The sequence below is a fragment of the Salinilacustrithrix flava genome (assembly GCF_041228405.1).
Lineage (GTDB): Bacteria > Actinomycetota > Acidimicrobiia > Acidimicrobiales > Salinilacustritrichaceae > Salinilacustrithrix > Salinilacustrithrix flava.
The window spans coordinates 2,819,164-2,841,786 of the sequence record NZ_CP133888.1 but is presented as its reverse complement, the minus strand read 5'-3'; the positions used below and the strand labels follow the sequence as shown (position 1 = coordinate 2,841,786).

The following is a 22,623-nucleotide window of genomic DNA, read 5'->3' as shown; positions in this document are numbered from 1 at the left end:
GTGAGAAGTCGATGATCTCGGATCAGAAGTAGATGATCCGCTCGGCGCGCTCCACGACCTCGTCGAGATCGTCGGTCCAGGCACCCGTGGAGATGTACTTCCACCCGTAGTCGCACACCACGAACACGATGGTCCCCGACTCGATCTCGCCGGCCACCTTGACCGCGCCGGCCAGGGCCGCGCCGGCGGAGATGCCGGAGAAGATGCCGATCTCGGAGAGTCGCCGGGTCCACTCGATGGACTCGCGGGGGCGCACGATGCGCTTGCGGTCGAGCAGCTCGGCGCCGCCCCACTTCTCGAAGACCGGCGGGATGTAGCCCTCGTCCAGGTTGCGGAGGCCCTCGACGCGCTCCCCCAGTGGGGGCTCGATGGCGATCACCTTGATGTCGGGGTCCTGCTCCTTGAGGAACCGGCCCACGCCCATGAGCGTGCCGCTGGTGCCGAGGCCGGCGACGAAGTGGGTGATCTCGGGGACGTCGGCCCAGATCTCGGGGCCTGTGGTGCGGTAGTGGGCCAGCGGGTTGGCCTCGTTCGCGTACTGGTAGAGGAACGCCCACTCCGGGTGCTCGTCGGCCAGCTTGCGGGCCCGGGCCACGGCCCCGTTGGAGCCCTCGGCCCCCGGGCTCATGATGATCTCGGCGCCGTAGATCTCGAGCAGCTGACGGCGCTCGATGGAGACGTTCTCGGGCAGCACGATCTTGATCGGGTAGCCCTTCATCCGGGCGATCATCGCCAGGGCGATGCCGGTGTTGCCCGAGGAGGGCTCGATGATCGTCTTGCCCGGTGTCAGCGTGCCGTCGGCCTCGGCCTCCTCGATCATCGCGAGCGCGATCCGGTCCTTCACGGAGCCGGCCGGGTTCTGGCCCTCCATCTTGCCGAGGATGCGCACGTCGGGGTTCGGGCTGAGCGCGCTGCAGTCGACGATGGGGGTGTTCCCGATCATGTCGAGGACCGAGTCGAAGACTGCCATGGTCGCCTGAGCTCCTGGAGTGGTGGCGTGGAAAGTTGACCGCGTGGGTCAACAATGTATCCACCGTCCGATGTTCCCGATCAGCGGCACATCCTCAGCGCACGACGCCGACGGGCTCCTCGCTGACGGTGCCGTCGACGATGCGGTAGCTGCGCAGGACCGGCGCGTCGTCGCGCAGGGACACGATCACGTAGTGCCAGTCCGGGTCCGGCGCCTGGGCGATGTCCGTGGGCGAGGGGTAGGCGTCGGTGTGGGTGTGGCTGTGCACGACGCCGATGACGGCGAGCCCCGCCTCGGCCGCGGCGTCGTCGGCATCGAGGAAGTCCCGGGGCCCGATGCTGTACACGCGGGAGGACCGGGCTGCGTTCGCCGTCGGGTGGAAGATCGGCGCCACGTCCCGGGCAGGGTCACCGAGGAGCAGCCCGCAGGCCTCGTCGGGGAGGCCGTCGTAGGCGTGGCCGACGATGGCGGCGTAGGCGGAGGCACTGAGGCGCAGCACGGCGGGCGAACCTATCCGCCCTCGCCCTCGGCCAGCGTGGTCTCGACCGGGACCGAGGTGGTCGGCAGCGGCGGCGCGGGCGCCGCGGGCGACTGCCCGGGCTCGGTGCCGGTGACCTCCCAGTGCCACAGGTACTCCCGCAGCGTGAGCCCCGAGGCCTGCACCCGTCCGGCGAGGTCCCGCCCGAGGTAGCGGAAGTGCCAGGGCTCGTACTTGTAGCAGGTGACGTCCTCGGCGCCGGCGGGGTACGACAGCACGAAGCCGTACTGCCAGGAGTTCTCCGCCAGCCACTGGCCGGTGGGCGTCTCCCCGAACGCCTGGTCCACGTCGGTCTGCCCGATCGGGCGCACGTCGATCGTGGTGCCGAGGTGGTGCTCGCTGTGACCGCCACGTGCGGTGCCCTCGACCGCGGCCTCGCGCCCGAGCTCGGCGACCCGGGCGTCGAAGAGCCGCTGCTGGTCGGCGATGGAGCGGTGCCCGGCGAGGAGGGCGACCTCGGGCAGGCCCTCGGTGATCAAGGCGTTGCGCATGGCGTTCAGGTCCTCCACGACCAAGGCGCGGACGCGGTACTCGGCGCTGTAGCCGGCCTCCGATGCCGGGACCAGGTCCGGCGGCTCGTACTGCTCGGGGACGGCGCGCATCGGATCGACCAGGGTGCGGTACCAGTCGTCGGTGCGGTCGTAGGCGGTGGGTTCGGACTGCTCCGGGTGGGTGCAGGGCGGCGGGGCCTGGAGCGGCACGGTCGTCGTGGTCGGTTGGGTGGTGGGCGTCAGGGCCGTGCCCGAGTCGTCCCCGCCGGTGAGCGCGCCCACGATGTTCCAGACCAGGAACACGACCAGCAGCACCCCGGTGGCGGCCACCAGGCGGCGGAGGGCGTAGTTCGGCCGGGGGCCCGGTCGTCGCGGCGGGTAGGGCTGCATCGCGCCGACACGCTAGGCAACCGGATCGACCCGGACCGGGAGGGTGCCGGTAGCGTCGCGGACGCCATGCCCGCTGCCGACACCACCCTCATCGCGGCGAACCGCCGCGCCCGCCGCAACTACGACATCACCGAGACCCTGGAGGCCGGCATCGTCCTGCACGGCTCCGAGGTGAAGTCGCTGCGGGAGGCCACGGTGCAGATCGCCGACGGCTACGTCCGCTTCGAGGGCAACGAGGCGTGGCTGCAGGGCGTGCACATCGCGCCCTACCTCTTCTCCCAGGACCACAGCGGCCACGACCCCGACCGGCACCGCAAGCTGCTCCTGCACCGGCGCGAGCTGGACCGGCTGCGGACGATGGTGGACCTCGAACGGGTCTCCATCGTCCCCCTCTCGCTGTACTTCAAGGACGGCAAGGCCAAGGTCGAGCTGGGCGTCGGCAAGGGGCGCAAGCTGCATGACAAGCGCGCCGTCGAAGCCGAGCGCGACGCCGACCGGGAGATCCAGCGGGCGCTGGCCCACCGCGGCCGAGACTGATCCGGGTGACATACCGCCCGGGGTATCTGGTGACCGAGGACCCTGGCTGAACCGGGAGCGGCGGTCGCACAGTTCGGGCATGACCGAGAACGTCGTGATCCTGGGCGGGGGCACCGGTGGGACGCTGACAGCGAACCGCCTGCGCAAGCAGTTCTCCAGAGGCGAGCTCGCCATCACGGTGGTGGACCAGGACCGGGAGCACGTGTACCAGCCCGGCCTGCTGTTCCTGCCGTTCGGGCTCGCCCACGGCGAGGACCTCATCCGACCCCGCCACCGGCAGCTCAAGAAGGGGATCGACTTCGTCGAGTCCGACATCGACCGCGTCGACGTCGACGGCCACCGGGTCGTCCTGGCGGGTGGTCGCGAGCTCCCCTACGACGTGCTGGTGATCGCCACCGGCGCCCGGCTCGTGCCCGACGAGACCGACGGCCTCACCGGTCCGGGCTGGATGGAGAAGGTCTTCACCTTCTACGACCTGCCCGGCGCCACCGGGCTCGAGCAGGCCCTGCGGGACTTCCAGGGCGGTCGGATCGTGGTCAACGTGGTCGACATGCCGATCAAGTGCCCGGTGGCGCCGCTCGAGTTCTGCTTCCTGGCCGACTGGTACTTCCACGAGCGCGGGATCCGCGACCGGGTGCAGCTCACCCTGGTGACGCCGCTCGACGCCGCGTTCACCAAGCCACGGGCGGCCTCGATGCTCGGCGGGATGCTGGAGGACAAGGGCGTCGAGCTGGTCACCGAGTTCAACACGGGCGAGGTCGACGGGTCGGCGGGGAAGCTCGTCGGCTTCGACGAGCGGGAGGTCCCCTTCGACCTCGCCGTGGTGATCCCGGTGCATTCGGGTGCCGAGTACGTGGGTCGCTCCCCCGGCCTCGGGGACGCCCTGGACTTCGTCGAGACCGATCCGCACACCCTGCAGTCGAAGGTGGCGCCGGAGATCTTCGCCATCGGCGACGCCGCCAACCTCCCGGCGTCCAAGGCCGGTTCGGTGAGCCACTTCGAGGGGGAGGTGCTGGTCGAGAACATCACCCGCTTCCTCCGCGGCGAGCCCCTCGACGCGAGCTTCGACGGGCACGCCAACTGCTTCATCGAGACCGGCTTCGACAAGGCCCTGCTCATCGACTTCAACTACGAGCAGGAGCCCGTGGAGGGGCACTACCCCGGCCCGGTGGGCCTGCCGCTGCTCAAGGAGTCGCGGCTCAACCACCTCGGGAAGCTGATGTTCCAGTGGTTCTACTGGCACAGCCTCCTTCCCGGCCGGGACATCCCCGGCGTCGGGGCCGACATGCCCCGCGCCGGCAAGCACATCGACTGAGCACCGAGGAGAGCACCGAAATGACCACCGCAACCATCGCCGGCAGCCAGGTCGAGCTGAACGACGAGGGCTTCTTCGAGGACCCCGAGCAGTGGACCGAGGACATGGTCCCCGAGCTGGCCGCCAACGAGGACATCCACGAGCTGGACGACAAGCACTGGCAGGTCATCCGCTTCATGCGCCAGGAGTACTTCGCCAACGGCACCGGGCCGACGGTGCGAGCCCTCGGCAAGACCTCCGGGGTGTCGGTCAAGGAGCTCTACCAGCTGTTCCCCAAGGGCCCGGCCAAGATCGCCGCCCGCATCGCCGGGATCCCCAAGCCCAAGGGCTGCATCTAGCGACGTCAGACGAACCAGAGGACGGAACCACCATGGACCTGAGCACCCACAAGGTCTCGATCATCGTCTCCCAGGGATCACTCGAGGGGATCTACCCCGCGCTGATCATGGCGAACGGGGCACGCGCCGAGGGGATGGAGGCGAACCTGTTCTTCACCTTCTTCGGGCTCGACGCCGTGCACCGGCAGCGCCACGAGCACATCAAGATGTCGACGGTCGGCAACCCCGGCCTCCACATGGCGACCTGGGCCGGCGGCCTCCCCGGGGTCTCGTCGGTGATGACCCACTACATGGAGCGCAAGATGGAGGCGCTCGACATCCCCTCGATCCCCGAGTTCATCGAGATGATCTCCGACACCGGCGCCGGGCTCTACGCCTGCCAGGCCACCGTCGACCTGTTCGGCCTCACCAAGGACGACCTGATCGAGCAGGTCGAGGGGATCATCACCGTCGGCGACTTCTACGAGATGGCGGTCGACGGTCACATCATCTACACGTGACCGGGCGCCGTCACGCCCGGCAGTAGGTTCTGCGGCGTGATGCGACGGTGAGCGGAGTCACGTTCGATCAGGTGACCAAGCGCTTCGGCGACGTCGTCGCGGTGGACTCGATGTCCCTCGAGATCAGGGACCAGGAGTTCATGGTGCTGCTCGGGCCGTCGGGCTGCGGCAAGTCCACGGCCCTGCGGATGATCGCCGGGCTCGAGACGGTGTCCGAGGGCGAGCTGCGGATCGGGGACACGACGGTGAACGACGTCGAGGCCAAGGACCGCGACATCGCCATGGTGTTCCAGAGCTACGCCCTGTACCCCCACATGACCGTGCGGGACAACGTCGAGGTGCCGCTGAAGACCCGCTCGTACGACGTGGACGGAGACCGGCGCAAGCTGCGCAAGCCCGAGCGCGCCGACCGGGTCGCCGAGGCCGCCCGCATCCTCGGCCTCAGCGACCTGCTCGACCGCAAGCCGGGGGCGCTCTCGGGTGGTCAGCGCCAACGGGTGGCCCTGGCCCGCGCCATCGTGCGTCGGCCCGAGGTGTTCCTCATGGACGAACCCCTCTCCAACCTCGACGCCAAGCTGCGGGCCCAGACCCGGGTGGAGCTCGTCGAGCTGCACCGCCAGCTCCGCACCACGATCATCTACGTCACCCACGACCAGGTCGAGGCCATGACGATGGCCGACCGCATCGCGGTGATGGAGGCCGGCCGGCTGCAGCAGGTCGGGGCGCCGCGCGACGTGTACGCACGGCCCGCCAACCTCTTCGTGGCCCGCTTCATCGGCAGTCCGCCGATGAACACCGTCGACGGCCGGGTGCGGGTCGACGGCGGCCGAGCCCACGTCGAGGTCGGTGACGGTCGCCTCGACGTCGGACCTCGGACCGGCGTCGCCGACGGCGATGCCGTGGTGGTCGGCATCCGCCCCGAGCACCTCCGCATCGCCGAGGACGGGGTGACCGCGCACGTGCGCGCCATCGAGTGGCTCGGCCACGAGCGCCACGTGTACTGCGACGTGGCGGGAACCCCCGTGATCGTGCGGGACACCGACCCCGGCGAAGATCACGCCGCACCCGGGACCGACGTGCGGGTGCAGGCTGCGCCGGACACCGTCCACCTCTTCGACCCCTCCACCACCGAGCGGATCGACTGATGTCCGCCACCGAGGCGACCCGTGCCCGACCGTCGTGGTGGCGGCGCCGGCGGACCCGCGAGGCCGGGCTGGCGGCGCTCTTCCTCGCCCCGTCGGTCGTGGTCTTCGGGGCGTTCTTCTTCTATCCCATCGGGCGCATCGTCTACCTGGGGTTCTTCCAGCAGAACCAGACCCGGACCCGCCAGCGCTGGGTCGGCACCGAGCAGTACGTGGAGGTGCTCACCGGCGACGAGTTCCGCGAGGGGCTGAGCATCACGGTCCGGTACGTGCTCTACACCGTGCCCGCCGGACTGGTGCTGGGCGTGCTGCTGGCCGTGGCCGCCAACCGCCGCCTGCGCGGCATCAAGATCTTCCACACGATCTTCGCCTCGACGGTGGCGACGTCGGTCGCAGTGGCCAGCATCGTCTGGCTGGTCCTGATCAACCCGACCGTCGGCTACCTCGAGGTCGACTGGCTCCGCGACCCCGACCGGGCGCTGTTCGGGGTCGCGCTCAGCTCCATCTGGCAGAACCTCGGGCTCACCTTCATCATCGTGCTCGCCGGCCTGCAGGCCATCCCCGAGGAGATCAACGAGGCCGCCACCGTGGACGGCATGAGCCCGACGAGGCGGTTCTTCACGGTCACGCTCCCGATGCTCTCCCCCACCCTGCTGTTCCTCGTGGTGGTGCTCACGGTCTTCGCCTTCCAGGCCTTCGCCCAGATCGACATCCTCACCAACGGCGGCCCGGCCGGCTCGACCGAGACGCTGGTGTTCAAGATCTTCCAGCAGCAGCAGGGCGGTGCCGTCGGCGAGGGATCGGTCATGGCCGTGGGCCTGTTCGTCATCACGTTCCTCGTCGCGCTCGGCCAGTTCCTGCTGCTCGAGCGACGGGTGCACTACGGGAGCGACCGGGCATGAGCGAGCCGACGACGGACGACGACGTGGTCGTGGCGCCCACCACGCCGGGCCTCGGCGACGTGCCGGCGGCCCGGACGCCCTCGGCGCGACCAGGCAGTCGTGCGCGCCTCGCCAAGCAGGTGGGGTGGTACCTCACCTTGACCCTGCTCTCGCTGATCGTGCTGTTCCCGGTCTGGATGATCCTGGTCCGGGCGCTGTCCCAGCCCATCGCCTACCTGACCGCCGGGCAGCCGCCCCGTCCGGTGGAGCCCGAGTGGGATGTGTTCTCCCGTGCCTTCCGCCAGGGTGACCTCGACCGCCGCCTGCTGACCTCGGCGGGCATGACGATCATCATTGCCACCGCGCAGGTCGTCACCTCGGTGCTGGCCGCCTACGCGTTCGCGTTCCTGCGGTTCCCGTTCCGCCGGCTCGCGTTCATGGGCTTCATGGCGACGCTGATGCTGCCGATCGAGGTGACGCTCATCGCCAACGTGGAGACCATCCGGACGCTCGGCTGGTTCAACTCCTTCCAGGGCCTCACCGCGCCGTTCCTCGCCGCCGCGTTCGGCACCTTCCTCATCCGCCAGGGCTTCCTCGGCATCCCCGACGACCTGCGCGACGCCGCCGAGCTCGACGGCTACGGCCACCTCGGGTTCCTCTGGCACGTGGCCGTGCCCGTCACCCGGCCGATCATCGCCTCGTTCACGGTGATCTCGTTCCTGTCGGCGTGGAACCAGTACCTGTGGCCCCGCTCGATCATCACGCGCGAGGCGTGGGACACGATCCAGATCGCGCTGCCGAAGTTCGCGAGCGAGAACATCAACCAGCTCAACCTGGGCTTCGCGGCCGCCATCATCGCCGCCCTGCCGATCCTCGCCATCCTCATCTTCTTCCAACGTCACCTGATCCGAGGCCTGACCGCCGGTGCGGTCAAGGGCTGACGACCTCCCCTCACAGGAGCACTGCGATGACCCCCCGAACCCATCGACCCCGCCTGCTGCTCGCTGCGCTGTTGGCGGCGGCCCTGCTCGCCGCGGCCTGCGGCGGCGACTCCGGTGAGACCGATGACCAAGCCGGCGGGGACTCCGACGGCGACGGCGGCAACGGCACCACCTGCCCCGTCGACGCGCTCGACGACGCGGAGGGCCCGGTCGACGTCACGCTCTGGCACGCGTACGTCGGGTTGACCAACGAGACCCTGAACGACATGGCCGACGCCTACAACGGGTCCCAGGACCGGGTGCGCATCCAGGTCGAGAACCAGGGCGCCTCCTACGAGGAGCTGCTGCGCAAGTACCGCCAGGGCATCCCCAGCCGGGAGCTGCCCGGCATCGGGATCATGGAGGACACGAACACCCAGTTCCTGGCCGATTCGGGCACCATCGTGCCCGCCGGGGACTGCGCGGAGGCCGACGGCTACGACGGCTACGAGGACTTCGCGCCGGGCGTCGTCGACTTCTACAGCGTCGACGGCGTGCTGCAGCCGGCGTCGTTCAACGTCTCGACCGTCCTGCTGTACTACAACCGCGACCACTTCGAGGCCGCCGGCCTCGACCCGGACAGCCCGCCGCAGACCCTCGACGAGATGATCGAGTACGCCCGCCAGATCAAGGCGGCCGGGGTGGTCGACCAGCCGGTCGTGCTCAACATGCAGCCCTGGTTCATCGAGTTCTGGCTCACCGGCGCCGGCGCGAGCCTCGTCGGCAACGACAACGGCCGCGGCGAGGGCGCCACCACCGAGAGCGCCTTCGACAACGACGCCACCCGGGAGCTGTTCCAGAAGCTGAAGACCATGCAGGACGACGGGCTGCTCAACCCGGTGCCGGGCACCGAGGGCCAGTTCGACCACTACTTCGCCATCGGTCTCGAGCAGGCGTCGATGACCATCGAGACCTCGACCGCGGTCACCACGATCAACTCCGTGCTGGAGGGGAACCTGGACCCGGCCGAGCTCGGCCTGGAGACGGAGCTCCCGCCGATCGACGTCAACGTCGACGCCGGCCCGTTCCCCGGCCTGGAGGGCCCCGGCGAGGGTCAGCTCGGTGGCGGCGTCTGGTACATCACCAACACCACGCCTCCCGAGGTCCAGGCCGCCGCGTGGGACTTCATCAAGTACGTCAACGAGCCCGAGAACCAGGCGCAGTGGCACCTGCAGGGCTCGTACCTGCCGGTGCGCCAGGCCACGGTGGACTCCGAGGAGGTGCAGGAGTTCTGGGCGACCACCCGGCCGGGACGCTGGCTGCGCGTTGCCTACGACGGGCTCCAGAAGGTGGACCCGGACCACCCGGGTCCCCAGATCGGCCCCTACACCGAGACCCGCAGCGCGGTGCGCTCGGCCCTCGACGCGCTCCTGTTCGGCGGCGTCGACGTGGACGGCGCCATCACCGAAGCCGATCGGACGATCACCGACGCGCTGGAGAGCTACGCCGACGAGAACTTCTGAGCTCCGGGATCACTCCGGCGGGACCATCCGGCGCAGCGAGCCGGGCAGCTGATCCCGGCTGATCTCGCCGGCCTCGGCCCGGCGCAGGACCTCGAGCTCGACCCCGGCGCGTCGGGCGAACGCGTCGGGGACCAGACCGCTCGTCCCCCGGACCGCCAGCACGGACGCTGCCACCTCCGGGTGGTCGCCGCCGGCGGCGCGCACGGTGGTGGCCACCCGGCGCTGCACCGCGGCGGTGTCCACCGGTGCCCGCATGGACGGGTGGCGCCGACGGGCTGCGGCCGCCCCGTTCATGCCACCAGCTCCAGCTCGGACAGGTCCGCGAAACGCGGGTCGGTCGCCACGACCTGGCGCAGGCGCCGCCGGCCACGGCAGATGCGCTGGCGCATGGCGTCGGGGGTGGTGCCGTAGCGCTCGGCCAGCGTGTGGGCCGGCGAGGGATCCCCCTGGACCTGCTGGATCTGGTAGTCGAGCAGGCAGACCAGGGCGACGTCGTCGACCTTGGCGGCCCGGGCGGCCTCGGCGACCAGCCGGACCCGGGGATCCTCGGCGACGAGGCGGGCGAAGGCGGCGACCAGGCTGTCCTCCACCGACGGTGCGGCCGGCTCGACCTCGCGATCGGCCCGGGACCGGTGGTCCTCCAGCGGGTCGGCGTGGACGCCGACCCAGCGGTTGACCACGGCCTGGATGCGGCCCTGGGCCCACCACCAGGGCAGCGCCCCGCCCGGCCGCCACGCCCGGGCCACGCCGTGCAGCTCCATGCAGGCGTCGAGCACCAGGGACTGCAGGTCGTCGGGGCCGACCGACTCCACCCCGCACGTCCGGAGCTGGCGACGCACCACGCCAGCGATGCGGTGGCCGTGGTGCTCGGCCAGGGCGAAGATGGCCGCCGTGTCGCCCGCGGCGAGGCGGGCCATGATCGCTTCGACGGTGAAGGGATCGACGGACGGTTCGGTGGGGGAAGCGGGTGCCGGGCTCATGGGGCCATCATCCGCAGGGGGTCTGACAAGAACGCCCTCTTCGCGAATCGCGGTGGTCCCGTCACGGACCGCCGGTACGATGGCCGTGCTGGCTCCGGCCGGCGCTGTTCATTGACAAGGGGCTGATCGGTTTCGACGTCGGGACCGGAAGCGACATCGTGCGACCCGAGTTGCTCAGACTCGTTAATCGGGGCAACCCAACAACTGCCAACCAGCAGTCGTCGGACAACTTCGCTCTCGCTGCCTGATCACCAGGTAACGACCTAGTTGTACGACAAATCGCGAGCGGAAACGCCACGCGGGGCCTGACCACTACAGCCTGGCAACAGAAGTAGTGGTGGACGGCGGGAGAGACCGCTGACCGGAGGGAAAGACCCCTGACGATCGAGGAAAGACTCGACGGTGCGCCCACCCGGGGGCGTGGCAACCGTGAGCCACAGGCACGGGAATGGTCGTAGCACGAGCCGTGACCGCCAGACGGACGGGGGTTCGATTCCCCCCAGCTCCACGACTGACCTGGGCCTATCCGCCCAGGTCAGAGGTCGTTTTGGGGCCACGTCGTGAGAGCCCGCGACACGCGTGCGACACGCGGTCGGCCGGCACCTCGACAGCGATCCCGTAACAGGATCTGCGCCGAGCGGTAGAAGCAGATGTATGGAAGACCTCTCCGAGCTCACGGACGCAGCGCTGTTGCACGCTGCTGCCAACAGTTCGGATGCGTTCGGGACCTTCTACGACCGGCACGCACAGGCGATCCTCCGGTTCCTCTACCGCCGTACCGACTGCGCCGAGACGGCCGCTGACCTGTGCGCCGAGACGTTCGCTGCGGCGTTCGTCCAACGCCGCCGGTTCCGGGACACCGGCACGACGGCGCGCCCGTGGCTCTACGGCATCGCCAAGAACCTGCTGGGCCACTACCTACGCCGACAGCGGGTGTCCGAGCGCTACCGGCGCCGCATCGGCGCCGGAGTCGTCGCACTCGACGACGAGGAGCTGCTCCGTGTCGAGGAGCTGCTCCGTGTCGAGGAGCTCGCCGACGTCGGCCCGTACCGGCACGAGATCCGGACGGCCATCGAACAGCTACCCGAGGGCACCTCCGACGCAGTCGTGCTGCGCATCGGGCACGACCTCCCCTACCCCGAGGTCGCTACCCGCCTCGGGTGTTCCGAGGGTGCCGCTCGCGTCCGAGTCAGCCGGGGGCTCGCCCGCCTCGCCGACCTCCTGGAGGAACGATGACCGCAGATCCGCTCGAGAAGATCCGCGCCGGCCTGCTCACCGGCGTCGCCGCTGAACCTCGGCGGTCGAAGCGTCGACGGGTGGTTGCTGCGCTGGTCGCCGTTGCGGCGCTCTTCGCCGGGGGCGTCGCGTTGGCCTCTCCGTGGGGAGACCGGGCCGACGACGCCGTCATCGCTGGCGAAGGCGGTAATCCGAGTGACCCGGCGACGGACGGGCCCGCCATGCCCTCGTCGCCGTCGACCTGGTCCATCGAGGAGCCATCTGGCTGGCAACGAGCGGGGCGCGAGCTGATGCCGAATCTGGGATGGGACTCGCTCACCATCGCCACCATTCCGCTGGAGCACGGAGGCGAGCGATGCGCTCAGGTACCGGAACAAGCGCTCCGTGATCTCGGTGCGGAGGACGCCCTCGTCTCCATCTTCTTCAACGTGTCACCAGCAGACAGCGCCAGTCCGTGGCCGAGCGAGGTGTCAGATCTTCCCGGGTTGGAGAACAGCGATCCTGCCGAGTGCGCCGACCGCAGTGACCTCCAGATCCGCTGGGCACACATCGAACGTGCCGAAGTCGCCTTCTATGTGCTCGTCGCTCTCGGCCCGGACGCTTCGGATGCGGTTCGCGAAGAGGCATCGGCGGCTCTCCGTTCGTTCCAGCCCGTCGGCGGTTCGAACGCCGCACGAGCACCGGAGTGCGTCGTCACGGTCCCCCCTGCCGTGCAGCCGGACCTGCCCACGGCAGAAGGTGTGGCGGCCGGTCCTGGCAAGGGCTGGGTCGGGACGGAGGACCTCTGGACTGTGCTGCCTCTCAGCGGTGTCCACCAACAACGGAAGAGCGCGTGGTGGAGCCAGCACTTCCCCGGTGGGTCTGTCGAGGAAAGGCCCGAGCTACGGGTTACCTGGGATCGGCAGGACGAGGCGGTTCCGTCGATCGTCGCCGAGCCGCCCGGTCAGAACGGCTACGGGATGGAGGCCGGCTGGTTCATGCTCAACGGCATCGATCCGGATGCGAGGGGCTGCTGGAAGGTCACGGCCGAGTACAAGGGGCACCGTCTGTCGTACGTGTACTGGAACCCTGTCGACCTCGACACGCTCGACTCAACGGCAACCGAGCGTCAGCGTGCCGTCCGCGACGGCTTGATGCCCGAGCTCGTCGGCCACGACCTCAACACGCTGGGTGACGTGGAGGGTGTGCTGTTCGAGCTGCAAGACGTCCTCGGTCAGCAGACCACGAGGAACGTCGCGAACGATGCGCCGGAGGGGACGGTCATCGCGCAGACGCCCGCGCCCGGCACGCCACTCGACCAGGTCGAGCAGTGGGAACTGACGGTCAGCGCGGGCGGACCGGTCGTGGCTTTCGAGTTCCTGCCCCCGGACGTCATCTCGTTCGCTCGTGGGTTGCCCGGCATGAATGTCGAGGAGCCGCTCGTCGAACGCGTCACGGAGTTCGGCACCGTGTACAAGACCGACCGCTGGCTGTTCGGACTCGACTGCGACGCCGTCGACGCTGCCTACCGGACCTTCTCGGATGCCCGCTACGACACCACATGCCCGGAGCGGTTCGAGGCTTCGGGCGGTTGACCCTGAGACCTCGACGGTCGCCTCGTCGACCTCAGCATGGGTACGACATGGTGTGCGGATGCGACAGCGGCGAGTTCGGTCCGGCTGGGCCTGCGCCCTCTTTGGGCTGATGTCGTTGGCGTCATGCTCGAACGACGCCGACACCATCGGCTTCTGCGATGCCGCTGCGGACGTTCGAAAGACCAATCTCGCTCTCGCTGACACCTTCGGGAGCGCGATGGACTGGGACGACAAGCGGTCCGATGTCGCTGACCAGCTCGCGGAACTGGAGGACGCTCTCGCCACCGCCACTGATGTCGAAGACCAGCGCGTCGCGGACGAACTGCGGCTCTGGCAGGGCGACATGTCTGCGCTGAGGGACCGCCTCGACGAGACCCGATCACTCGAGGACCTGCTGTATGCCGAGGTGTCGGATCGACCAGCTGCGGATCGGCTCAATCCTGCGCTCGAGCGCGTCGACGCGACCTTCGAGGAGGAGTGCGGCTTCCGGGCTCGAGCGTGAGCGTCACCTCAACAGACCCACGTCGCTCGCAGCCGGCTCGGCGGACACCCTGGCCAGTCGGGCCCGCACCGCCTCCGCGGATGAGACATCGGTGTCGGCAAGCACGTACATGTGATTCCGGTCCCGGCCACGGGTCAGGGCGGTGTAGCCAGCTTCGGCGTAGAGGTGCTCGTCGCCGTACAGGAGGGCGACGTCGTAGGTGGCTCCCTGAGCCTTGTGGACGGTGAGGGCGTAGCCGTGGTCGAGGTGACCGTCGGCGAGGTAGGTCACCGGGAGTCCGATGCGTTGGCCGGCGCGCTCGACGACCAGCCCGTCGTCGGTGGCGCCGACGACGGTTGCGAGGTCGCCGTTGCGGACCCCGAGGCGTCGGTCGTTGCGGAGGCAGACCACCGTGTCCCCCATGGCGTACTCGGTCTCCGTGTCGTCGATCTGCGCAACTGTCTCGCCGAGGCGTCCCTCGGCGGCGAGGTGCGTGCGGGCTCGGTGGTTGAGCTCGGTGACGGCGTCGTGGGTGAGGGCGATCATCACGGCGTCGACCCCGTCGGTCCTGGTCGCGGCCCAATCGGCGACCATCTGATCGAGGAGGACATCGGAATCCGGGCCGAGGGTGAGGCGGCCGGATCGTTCGAGGCGAGTGACGGCGCGCTGGGTGCGTCCTCGGCGGAGGTCGAGGGTGACCTGTCGTTCCTCGTCGTTTCGTTGGCGGCGGTTCTCCACGAGGCGTGCCGCGCCGAGGCGGCGTTCGAGGGCCGGGTACAGGCCGCCGGCCTCGATCGGTGGCAGCTGCTTGGGGTCGCCGACGAGGACGAGCTTGGCATTGGCCCGTTCGGTGACATCGATGAGGCGGGCGACGTCTCGGGTGCCGACCATGGCGGCTTCGTCGCAGACGATCACGGTTCGGTCGGTGATGCGGAGACGGCCGTCTCGGACGTCGCCGAGGAGCTTGGCGATGGTGTGGGAGGGGATGCCGCTGTCGGCGTGGAGTCCGGCGGCGGCTCGGGCAGCGAGGGCGCAGCCGATGACGTGGTGACCCTCGGCATGCCAGGCCAGGCGGGCGGCGCCGAGGGCGAAGGTCTTGCCGGATCCGGGCGCGCCGACGACGAGGTCGACGCCGTTGCCGCTCGCACAGACGTGGCGGACCATGCGCTGCTGCTCGGCCGACAGGGAGGGACTGGCGGCAAGCGCTGCGGTGAGCGTGTGCTCGTCGACGCCGGCCACGTTTGTGTCTCGGCGTCGCAGGGCGGTGCCGATGGAGCGTCGCTCGAGCTCAAGGATCTCGGCGGTGGTCCAGCGGCCCGTGTCGGCGAGCGAGATGGCGAGCGGCGAGTCGAGGAACGAGCTGACTGTCCGGTTGATGTCGTCGAGAGTCGCTCCGTCCGGTGAGAGTGCTGCCGTCGTGGCGACCATGTCCGGGAGGGTGAAGGTCGCCCGGTCGAGGACCAGGGCTTCGGCCAGCGCCTCGTCCGTGGGCGGCCGCCGCTTGGTCCGTGCCGTCGGCAGTCGGCTGATGTCGATGCTGGCTCGTGCCGCTTCGTCCCGCCAACGACGGAGCAGGTCGTCGAGGACGAGGCTGTGGTTCTTGGGCTGTCGCGTCCTGAGCGAGGCGGCCTGCGAGGCCCGCTCGCCGCTGGCGCCGACGGCGGCGAGCTCGGCCTCGATGGCGGCGCGACGCTTCGAGAACACCCGTCGGGCGCCTTTGGGAATGCCAGTGATCTCGGCCGAGCCCTTCACGACCGGGTCGAAGCCGACGCCGAGCCGCTCATGCAGCTCGTGGCGCAGGACTGCTTGGTACAGGTAGCCGGCGGCTCGGCGGTGCTCGAACAACGCCGTGCCGTGCAGTGCGGTGAACCGGCCGTCAGCACCCTCGGCCATGTTGGCGATCACCAGGTGGGTGTGGACCTGCGGGTCGGCGGCCCGGGAGGTGAAGTGGGTGAAAGCTGCGCCGACCAGCCCTTGGGCCGTCTCGGCCCGCAGGCCGTAGCCGTCCCGTCCGCCTCGACGGACCTGGCAGGCGTTGGCTTCGAGGTACTCGACTGTCGCCTCGACGGCGGCTCGGTGGGCGTCGAGCGCGGCGGCCGACTGCTCGGCGTCGCCCAGTGCCCAGAGCAGGGACACGGACTTCGGGGCCGACAGGGTGAGGTCGAACCCGACCCGGCGGATCTGGCGTGCCGGCAGCTTCTCGCCGGTGACCGGATGGCGCTGGTCGAGGATGGCCCGCAGGTCGTCGGGAGTGACGGCACCGTCGAGGCCGAGCCGAGGTGAGCCGGCGCCGATCCAGACGCCGGCGTGCTCCGGGCGGCGGAGGTAGTACTCCTCGGCGCCCCGGGCGATGACCTCGAGGTAGTAGTCCTGCGGGTTGGACGAGCGGAGCCCGGTGATCTTCAGCATCACCGGACTAATGGGTTCGGGAGAGCACGGTTCCTCGGTGTGGGGCAGGCTCTTCGCTGAGCCCTCGGCAGGTCAGCACTGTGTCTGACCGGACTGGTTCAAGGAGGAGTTCTAGGCCTAGATCGTGCGCCTGCCGAGCGGCGAGGACGACCTCCAATGGCTGGTGGGATGACGTGCCGACTCGAGCACTGATCCATTAGTTCGCCGCTGGTCTCCTCCGGCTCGACTCGATCAACTGCCAGCGAGGAGGAAGCGGATGGAAGTGTTCGTCGGCCACGACTGGGCCGAGATCCACCACGACGTCTACATCGAAGCCGCCGATGGCCAGCGGCTCGGCCGGGCACGGCTCAGCGACGGGGTCGATGGCATCGCCCGGTTGCATGAGCTGTTGGCCGACACCGGCGTCGAGCCTGATGAGGTGGTCGTGGCCACCGAGACCGACCGTGGCTTGTTCGTCGGGGCCATGGTCGCCGCCGGCTATCAGGTGTACGCGGTCAACCCGCTATCGGTGTCGCGCTATCGGGAGCGGCACTCGACATCGGGCGCCAAGTCCGACCCTGGCGACGCCTATCTGCTGGCCGAGATCGCCCGGCTCGACCGGCACAACCACCGCCAGATCGCGGGTGACACCGAACTGGCCGACGCGATCAAGGTTCTCGCCCGGGCACATCAGTCCTTGATCTGGAACCGGCAACGCCAGGTCAACCAGCTCCGCTCGACGCTGCGCGAGTTCTACCCGGCTGCCCTGGACGCGTTCGACAAGCTCCACCATCCCGACGCCCTCGCCGTGCTCACCATTGCACCGACACCAACATTGGGACGGAGCCTGTCCCGATCGAAGATCGCTGCTGCGCTGCGACGAGCAGGCCGCCAGAAACGAGCCGACGATCGCGCCGTCGAGATCCAGACGGCGCTGCGCAGTGAACACCTCGAGGCCCCCGAGCTCGTCGCCGACGCCATGGGAGCCAGCGTTGCCGCGCACGTCGCAGTGATCGGCGAGCTCGTCGCCCAGATCGCCCGGCTCGAGGAACAGCTGGCCGACCGTTTTGACCAGCACCCGGACGCCAAGCTCATCCGCTCCCTGCCAGGACTGGGGATGGTGCTCGGAGCCCGGGTGCTCGCCGAGTTCGGGGATGACCCGAACCGCTACGTGGATGCCAAGTCTCGCAAGAACTACGCCGGCACGTCACCCATCACCCGTGCCTCGGGACGCCACCGCGTCGTGCTCGCCCGCTACGCCCGCAACAAGCACCTCGCCGATGCCTGCTACCAGTGGGCCTTCGCCAGCATGCTCGCCAGCCCAGGCGCCCGCGCCTTCTACGACGCCCGACGAGCACGAGGCGACACCCACAACCGCGCCATCCGTGCACTCGCCAACCGCTGGGTCGGCATCCTGCACGGCTGCCTCCGCCACGACACCCTCTACGACGAACACCAAGCATGGAGCCACCGCCACGACCTCGCCGCTTGACACACCCGAACGTGGGATATCTAGGCCTTTTCGAACCGCCGAACCTCACGCGAGGCTGACGGACTTCTCGGCGGAGCGGCGGGGCGGAGCACTCCCAGTGCACCTGTGTACTTCGAGGGGGTAAGCGGGAGAGGCGGTTCGAGTAAGCGGTCAGGCTCTCGACGAGGCGAGCTTCTGGCGAAGAGGCGTGAGGTTCCGGCCTCTGAAAAGGCCTAGTGCTTGCTGTCCGGGGGTTGAGGTTGCAGGTCCCTCTACAGAGGGGCCTGGTGATGGACCCTGTGGTTCCTTCCACAGATCCAAAGGAACCCATCACCATGACCACCTCTGCAGAGATCATCTACCACCGGCGCGTCCGGTTGCTTGATCTCGCTGAAGAACTCGGCAACATCTCCGCCGCCTGCCGCCAGATCGGCGTGTCCCGCACCCGCTACTACGAATGGAAGAACACCTCCGAGCTCTACGGGCTCGAGGCGCTGTGGCCCAGAGACCGGCGCCGCCCGGCCCAGCCCAGCGAGACCCCGACCCACGTGGTCGCCGACCTGCTCGCCGTTGCCGTAGTCGAGCCGACGCTCGGCTGCCGCCAGCTCGCCGACCGGCTCCAGGAGCTGGGCTATGAGATCGGCAAGACGACCGTGCAGCGGATTCTGGTCGACCACGGCCTGGGTCGGCGCCGCCAACGCATCGCCCGGGCTGCGGCAATCGCTGCGCTGGCCGGGATCATTACCGAACCGGTCACCGAAGCGCTGGGCGAGCCGTTCGGGTTCTGCCACTGGGCCGGCCACCCTGGCGATCTCGTGGCCGTGGACAGCTTCTACATCGGCAACCTCAAAGGCGTGGGCAAGGTGTACCAACTCACCGCCGTGGACACCTGCACCCGATGGGCGATCGTGAAGCTCATCATCGGGCCGGTCACCACCGCCGACACGATCCGCTTCATCGACCACGTCCGCACCACGATGCGCCGCCTTGGGATCCCGCTCCGGCGGGTGCTGTCCGACAACGGACCCGAGTACAAGGGACTCGCGTTCCGGCACCACCTCGCCGAGATCGGCATCGACCACGTCCGGATCCCGCCCCGCTCACCGAACCACAACGCCGTGTGCGAACGGTTCCAGGGCACGATGCTCCAGGAGTGCTGGCGGCCAGCGTTCCACCGACGCCACTTCAACTCGGTCCGCCAGCTCCAGGCCGAAGCCAACGCCTGGCTGATCCGCTACAACACGCGGCGACGCAACCACGGCGACTACATGGCCGGCCGCAAGCCCTCCGAGATCCTCGACACCCACCGCCGCCGCCAAGCAGCATGACCATCAACCACAGGGCCCATCTGTCACCTCGAACCCCGGCCTGGAAGGCCTAGTGGGTTGATGGATGAGCTCGATCTCGAGGACCGGCTGCTGTGGCCGGAGCAGGTCGCCGAGGTGCTCGGCGTCCCGATCGGCACGTTGGCCAACTGGCGGTACCAGCGACGAGGCCCAGCTTTCGTGAAGGTCGGCCGCCACGTCCGCTACCGACGGCATGACGTCGACGCCTGGATCGACCGCCATGTCGTCGGAGGCCATCGGTAACCTCGACCCATCGGCGCTCGGCGACTGCGCCGGAGTGAAGGTCGCCCTCCAGCCACGATGCCCGACCACGAGGTCGGGCCCTGCGTGGAGGACCACGTGTCGTCGATCGAGCGCACACCCAACGGCCGCTGGCGAGCCCGCTACCGGGACCTGTCCGGGCGGTCACGAAGCAAGACCTTCGACCGCAAGGTCGACGCCAGCCAGTACCTCGAGCGCATCGGCGCCGACATGCAGCGAGGCGAGTGGGCCGACCCTCAGCTGCAGAAGTCGATCGTCGCCACCTGGGCCGAGTCCTGGTACGCCACGACCGCCCCCCTCAAGCCATCGACCCGGCACGGGTACCGCAAGGCACTGAACCGGCGAGTGCTCCCCCGGTGGGGCGAACGACCACTCGGATCGATCGACCGGGCCGAGGTCCGCGAGTGGGTAGCGGAGCTCACCGACGAGGGCCTCTCCCCTGCTCGCATCCGTAACGTCGTGTCGGTCCTGGCCCAGGTTCTCGACCTCGCTCGTGACGCTCGGGCGATGCGAGACAACCCTGTGCGAGGCGTGCGGCTACCGAGGACCAGCCGTGTGGAGCCCAACTTTCTCGACGCCAGCCAGGTCGCCCGGGTCGCCGACGCCATCCGGTCCGACTACCGGTTCTTCGTCCTGCTCGCCGCCTACTGCGGACTACGCCCCGGCGAGATGTGCGGACTCCGCGTCCGCCGGCTCGAAACGGCCCGCCGGAGGGTCCACGTCGCTGAGACGCTCCAGCCGATCTCGGGCGAGCTGATCAGCGGCCCGCCGAAGTCCTACGAGATCCGCACCGTGCCAGTCCCGCAGTTCGTCATGGAGGAAGGCGCCGCCCACTTGAGGATGCGCGCCGAGCAGCTCGGCCGGCCACTCGAACCTGACGACTGGGTCTTCGGCAACCAGCAGGACGCCTCCGAGGGCCTCAACCGCGACAGCTTCCGCAAGTGGGTCATGGTGCCGGCGCTCGAAGATGCTGGCCTGTCTCCAAAGGTCCGCACTCACGACCTCCGCCACACGTGCGCATCGCTGCTCATCAGCCTCGGCGCCCACCCGAAGGCGATCCAGGAGCGGCTCGGGCACAGCGACATCGGCGTGACCCTGAACCTCTACGGCCACCTGTTCCCCTCGCTCGAGGAGCAGCTCACCGACGCCCTCGATGACCTCGGCCGAGGAGCCGGGCAGCCGGATCCGGACAGAGACGACGAGTGAATTTCGCGATACGATAATGCGCTACGAGATCCACCACACCGCCCGGAAGCACGGGATCGACGATGACGACCTCCTCCACGCCATCGAGCACGCACTGGTCATCGCCCGTCTCGACGAGCAACGCCTCCTCCACCTCGGCCCGGATGAGGCCGGCAACATGCTCGAAGTCGTCACGCTTGCCATCGACGACGAGATCGACCTCGTGATCCACGCCATGAGAATGCGCCCGAAGTACCGAACCCAGCTCCGAGGTCTCGGAGAGCCCAATGCCTGAGAAGAAGACCTACGGCGCCACCAGGGATGGCAAGCCGATCACCGACGAGCTCATCGAGGAGTACGTCGCTGAGGCCGAGCGTGGCTACGACCTCGACAAGCTCAGGGTCGTTCGAGGAAGGCCTCCGATGGGTTCGGCGCCAGCGAAATCGTTCCCGGTGCGTCTCGATCCCGACCTGCGGACTGCGCTCGACGAGCGCGCCGAACACGATGGTCGGCCCGCCTCGGAGGTCGTCCGTGAAGCTCTGCGGCAGTACCTCGACGCCGGCTGAGGTGCCCACGATGCGGACAGACATGCCATGAGCCGGCTCCACATACCTGGGGTACCAGAGGCGAAGGCGGAGGCAATCGCGGAAGCGATGCAGCGGCCAGAGGGAACGATCACCTTCATCGGGACGTATCCCGACCTGCTGGTCGACGATGGTCGTTCAGGCCTTCTGCTCGAGATCGTCATCGGCAGAATCGTGTTCCGCCTGGTTCGCGACGGTGATCTCACGCTGCGATTCGTGCACGCAACCCCCGGCAAAGGAACCCACGAAGCTGCGCTTTCCCTCGCAGAGCTCGGTGAGCAGGAGGAGCACGGACGCTTCTTCTTCGCTCTCGTGTGGTCTCCGACAACTACACGGCTGCATCTCGGAGCTGCAGGTGGTGAGCATCTGCTCCAAGGGTCGGGTGTCCCGGCGTCGTACGCGCTCCAGGTGGCTAGTGACGGCAGCGTCGTGGAGGTCGGTGGGCCTGGAGTCGAAGTGATGGGAGCAAGGATGTATCGCGCTGGCACCGAGACTTCTTCACCGTCGGCGATCGACACATGGAGCGACACGCGATCGGCCGCCGACACCCTGCTCGACGGTGAGTCAACGGCCGGCTACCTACTTGAGGTCGTCGCAGCAAACGCGGTGCTCGGGATGCTTGTGACGGGCTTCGAGACCTACACGTCGGGCCGATTCGTTGAGTTGGACGACGAAGGGGTTCCGCTCGACTTCGGCAGCGTCGCCGCAGCCTTCCTCTCGGCAGAGGAACGCAGCCGGATGAAGGCGGGTAATCGAACGGCGCTCGAGGAGGACGCCATTCGTAGACGGATCAGCCGCTCGGCCGCGCTGGCGGACCGGATCAACTTCCAGAACTACGCCAACGCGAAGAAGGCGTTCAACCGCGGGTATGGCCTCCGATTCGGCGATCTAACCAACACCACATCCCAGCGCCTTGAGCGAGTGCAGAGATTGATCAAGTATCGCCACCGAGTCGCGCATGTCTCGCCGCTACTCGGGCTGCTCAACGGACCGGAGTGCCCTCCTGAGGAACCCTTCTTCGCCAACCGCGACACGATGAGGGAGGCCACCCGGGAGTTCGATCTCTTCATCCGAGATCTGCACGACTCCACGCTTGGCCTCCGGCCCGCTCAGTAGTGCAGCCCATCCGAAGCTGGCCTTCTGCGACACGAGGGCGACACAAAGAGCCCAGAATCACTGTGAAACGGCGTGATCCGGCGTGATCAGAAAATCGCTGCTGACCTGGGCAAACACCCTCTGACCAGCGGCGACGGAATCACTCCTTAGAGCATTCGATTCCCCCCAGCTCCAAGAGCGCTCAATCCGAACCGGCTTGAGCGCTGTTGGAGCTGCCCGATCCCTTGTCGTATCGGGCCAAGAGCCGCGCCCGGAACAGACCGGGGCTGTTGCGCCTGCGCAACGCCATACGCACAGAACGGCGCGTAGTCAAGCGGTCGAGTTGCCCTCACCACCGACCACCCGGTCCTGCCACTGGCTCGGCAGGCGTTCCGGCGGCCAGCCCCCGGCGACAGACGTCACCATGGCCCTGCGGAGAGCGCGCGGTAGCGTCGACAACCCTGCACGCGACCCCCT

General features: G+C 68.8%; 24 protein-coding genes and 1 other RNA gene. 19 read left to right on the top strand and 6 right to left on the bottom strand.

Going from position 1 to position 22,623, the window contains the following annotated elements; all coding sequences use genetic code 11:
• Positions 1-22: 22 nt before the first annotated feature.
• The 3 genes from RGQ06_RS13920 to RGQ06_RS13910 all read right to left on the bottom strand — a co-directional run bounded on the left by RGQ06_RS13920 (position 23) and on the right by RGQ06_RS13910 (position 2,389).
• Positions 23-970, bottom strand: a complete 948-nt coding sequence (locus tag RGQ06_RS13920; protein ID WP_432430089.1) for a PLP-dependent cysteine synthase family protein — start codon at positions 968-970, stop codon at positions 23-25.
• Positions 971-1,064: 94 nt separating this feature from the next.
• Positions 1,065-1,469: a Mov34/MPN/PAD-1 family protein gene (locus RGQ06_RS13915; RefSeq protein WP_432430088.1), complete on the bottom strand. Its 405-nt coding sequence runs from the start codon at positions 1,467-1,469 to the stop codon at positions 1,065-1,067.
• Between the two features lie 11 nt (positions 1,470-1,480).
• Positions 1,481-2,389, bottom strand: a complete 909-nt coding sequence (locus RGQ06_RS13910; RefSeq protein WP_432430087.1) for a M15 family metallopeptidase — start codon at positions 2,387-2,389, stop codon at positions 1,481-1,483.
• A gap of 66 nt (positions 2,390-2,455) precedes the next feature.
• Between RGQ06_RS13910 and smpB the strand changes: the two genes are divergently transcribed.
• From smpB to RGQ06_RS13870, 8 genes are all read left to right on the top strand, one after another.
• Positions 2,456-2,926: an SsrA-binding protein SmpB gene (smpB, locus tag RGQ06_RS13905; protein ID WP_432430086.1), complete on the top strand. Its 471-nt coding sequence runs from the start codon at positions 2,456-2,458 to the stop codon at positions 2,924-2,926.
• A 79-nt stretch (positions 2,927-3,005) separates the two neighbouring features.
• The gene (gene sqr, locus RGQ06_RS13900; protein WP_432430085.1) at positions 3,006-4,241 is read left to right on the top strand and encodes a type III sulfide quinone reductase, selenoprotein subtype; all 1,236 of its coding nucleotides are present in this window, start codon (positions 3,006-3,008) and stop codon (positions 4,239-4,241) included.
• Positions 4,242-4,261: 20 nt separating this feature from the next.
• The gene (locus RGQ06_RS13895) at positions 4,262-4,579 is read left to right on the top strand and encodes a TusE/DsrC/DsvC family sulfur relay protein (protein WP_432430084.1); all 318 of its coding nucleotides are present in this window, start codon (positions 4,262-4,264) and stop codon (positions 4,577-4,579) included.
• Positions 4,580-4,611: 32 nt separating this feature from the next.
• Positions 4,612-5,079, top strand: coding sequence for a DsrE/DsrF/DrsH-like family protein (locus RGQ06_RS13890; RefSeq protein ID WP_432430083.1), 468 nt, complete (start codon positions 4,612-4,614; stop codon positions 5,077-5,079).
• A 47-nt stretch (positions 5,080-5,126) separates the two neighbouring features.
• Entirely contained in the window at positions 5,127-6,224 is a 1,098-nt protein-coding gene (locus RGQ06_RS13885; RefSeq protein ID WP_432430082.1) for an ABC transporter ATP-binding protein, read from the top strand.
• Positions 6,224-7,123 carry a carbohydrate ABC transporter permease gene (locus RGQ06_RS13880; protein WP_432430081.1) on the top strand — a complete coding sequence of 300 codons (900 nt, stop codon included), beginning with the start codon at positions 6,224-6,226 and terminating at the stop codon, positions 7,121-7,123. The genes RGQ06_RS13885 and RGQ06_RS13880 overlap by 1 nt, the downstream gene beginning before the upstream one ends.
• Positions 7,120-8,043, top strand: coding sequence for a carbohydrate ABC transporter permease (locus tag RGQ06_RS13875; RefSeq protein WP_432430080.1), 924 nt, complete (start codon positions 7,120-7,122; stop codon positions 8,041-8,043). Before RGQ06_RS13880 ends, RGQ06_RS13875 begins: the two co-directional genes overlap by 4 nt.
• 26 nt (positions 8,044-8,069) lie before the next feature.
• On the top strand, positions 8,070-9,545 hold the full coding sequence (locus RGQ06_RS13870; RefSeq protein ID WP_432430079.1) for an extracellular solute-binding protein: 1,476 nt from the start codon (positions 8,070-8,072) through the stop codon (positions 9,543-9,545).
• 9 nt (positions 9,546-9,554) lie between these two features.
• Here the strand turns inward: RGQ06_RS13870 and RGQ06_RS13865 are convergent, their stop codons facing one another.
• Both RGQ06_RS13865 and RGQ06_RS13860 read right to left on the bottom strand, forming a co-directional pair.
• On the bottom strand, positions 9,555-9,839 hold the full coding sequence (locus RGQ06_RS13865) for a hypothetical protein (RefSeq protein WP_432430078.1): 285 nt from the start codon (positions 9,837-9,839) through the stop codon (positions 9,555-9,557).
• Positions 9,836-10,525 (bottom strand): hypothetical protein, encoded by a 690-nt coding sequence (locus RGQ06_RS13860; protein ID WP_432430077.1) that lies wholly within the window; start codon positions 10,523-10,525, stop codon positions 9,836-9,838. Before RGQ06_RS13860 ends, RGQ06_RS13865 begins: the two co-directional genes overlap by 4 nt.
• Positions 10,526-10,643: 118 nt before the next feature.
• Here RGQ06_RS13860 and ssrA point away from each other — a divergent pair.
• The 4 genes from ssrA to RGQ06_RS13840 all read left to right on the top strand — a co-directional run bounded on the left by ssrA (position 10,644) and on the right by RGQ06_RS13840 (position 13,837).
• Positions 10,644-11,036, top strand: a transfer-messenger RNA (tmRNA) gene (gene ssrA, locus RGQ06_RS13855).
• Between the two features lie 68 nt (positions 11,037-11,104).
• On the top strand, positions 11,105-11,761 hold the full coding sequence (locus RGQ06_RS13850; protein ID WP_432430676.1) for an RNA polymerase sigma factor: 657 nt from the start codon (positions 11,105-11,107) through the stop codon (positions 11,759-11,761).
• Positions 11,758-13,335 carry a hypothetical protein gene (locus tag RGQ06_RS13845; RefSeq protein ID WP_432430075.1) on the top strand — a complete coding sequence of 526 codons (1,578 nt, stop codon included), beginning with the start codon at positions 11,758-11,760 and terminating at the stop codon, positions 13,333-13,335. The genes RGQ06_RS13850 and RGQ06_RS13845 overlap by 4 nt, the downstream gene beginning before the upstream one ends.
• A 58-nt stretch (positions 13,336-13,393) precedes the next feature.
• Positions 13,394-13,837, top strand: coding sequence for a hypothetical protein (locus tag RGQ06_RS13840; protein ID WP_432430074.1), 444 nt, complete (start codon positions 13,394-13,396; stop codon positions 13,835-13,837).
• Positions 13,838-13,840: 3 nt separating this feature from the next.
• Here the strand turns inward: RGQ06_RS13840 and mobF are convergent, their stop codons facing one another.
• On the bottom strand, positions 13,841-16,225 hold the full coding sequence (gene mobF, locus RGQ06_RS13835) for a MobF family relaxase (protein WP_432430073.1): 2,385 nt from the start codon (positions 16,223-16,225) through the stop codon (positions 13,841-13,843).
• A 256-nt stretch (positions 16,226-16,481) separates the two neighbouring features.
• Between mobF and RGQ06_RS13830 the strand changes: the two genes are divergently transcribed.
• The 7 genes from RGQ06_RS13830 (at position 16,482) to RGQ06_RS13800 (ending at position 22,167) form a co-directional block, all read left to right on the top strand.
• Positions 16,482-17,696, top strand: a complete 1,215-nt coding sequence (locus RGQ06_RS13830; protein ID WP_432430659.1) for an IS110 family transposase — start codon at positions 16,482-16,484, stop codon at positions 17,694-17,696.
• A 314-nt stretch (positions 17,697-18,010) separates the two neighbouring features.
• Positions 18,011-19,003, top strand: a complete 993-nt coding sequence (locus RGQ06_RS13825; protein WP_432430660.1) for an integrase core domain-containing protein — start codon at positions 18,011-18,013, stop codon at positions 19,001-19,003.
• A 60-nt stretch (positions 19,004-19,063) separates the two neighbouring features.
• Positions 19,064-19,264, top strand: a complete 201-nt coding sequence (locus RGQ06_RS13820) for a helix-turn-helix transcriptional regulator (RefSeq protein ID WP_432428789.1) — start codon at positions 19,064-19,066, stop codon at positions 19,262-19,264.
• Positions 19,265-19,321: 57 nt separating this feature from the next.
• Positions 19,322-20,488 (top strand): tyrosine-type recombinase/integrase, encoded by a 1,167-nt coding sequence (locus RGQ06_RS13815; RefSeq protein ID WP_432428788.1) that lies wholly within the window; start codon positions 19,322-19,324, stop codon positions 20,486-20,488.
• The gene (locus RGQ06_RS13810; RefSeq protein WP_432428787.1) at positions 20,436-20,762 is read left to right on the top strand and encodes a hypothetical protein; all 327 of its coding nucleotides are present in this window, start codon (positions 20,436-20,438) and stop codon (positions 20,760-20,762) included. Before RGQ06_RS13815 ends, RGQ06_RS13810 begins: the two co-directional genes overlap by 53 nt.
• On the top strand, positions 20,755-21,033 hold the full coding sequence (locus RGQ06_RS13805) for a CopG family ribbon-helix-helix protein (RefSeq protein ID WP_432428786.1): 279 nt from the start codon (positions 20,755-20,757) through the stop codon (positions 21,031-21,033). The genes RGQ06_RS13810 and RGQ06_RS13805 overlap by 8 nt, the downstream gene beginning before the upstream one ends.
• Positions 21,034-21,060: 27 nt before the next feature.
• Positions 21,061-22,167, top strand: a complete 1,107-nt coding sequence (locus tag RGQ06_RS13800) for a hypothetical protein (protein WP_432428785.1) — start codon at positions 21,061-21,063, stop codon at positions 22,165-22,167.
• The last annotated feature ends 456 nt before the right edge of the window (positions 22,168-22,623 follow it).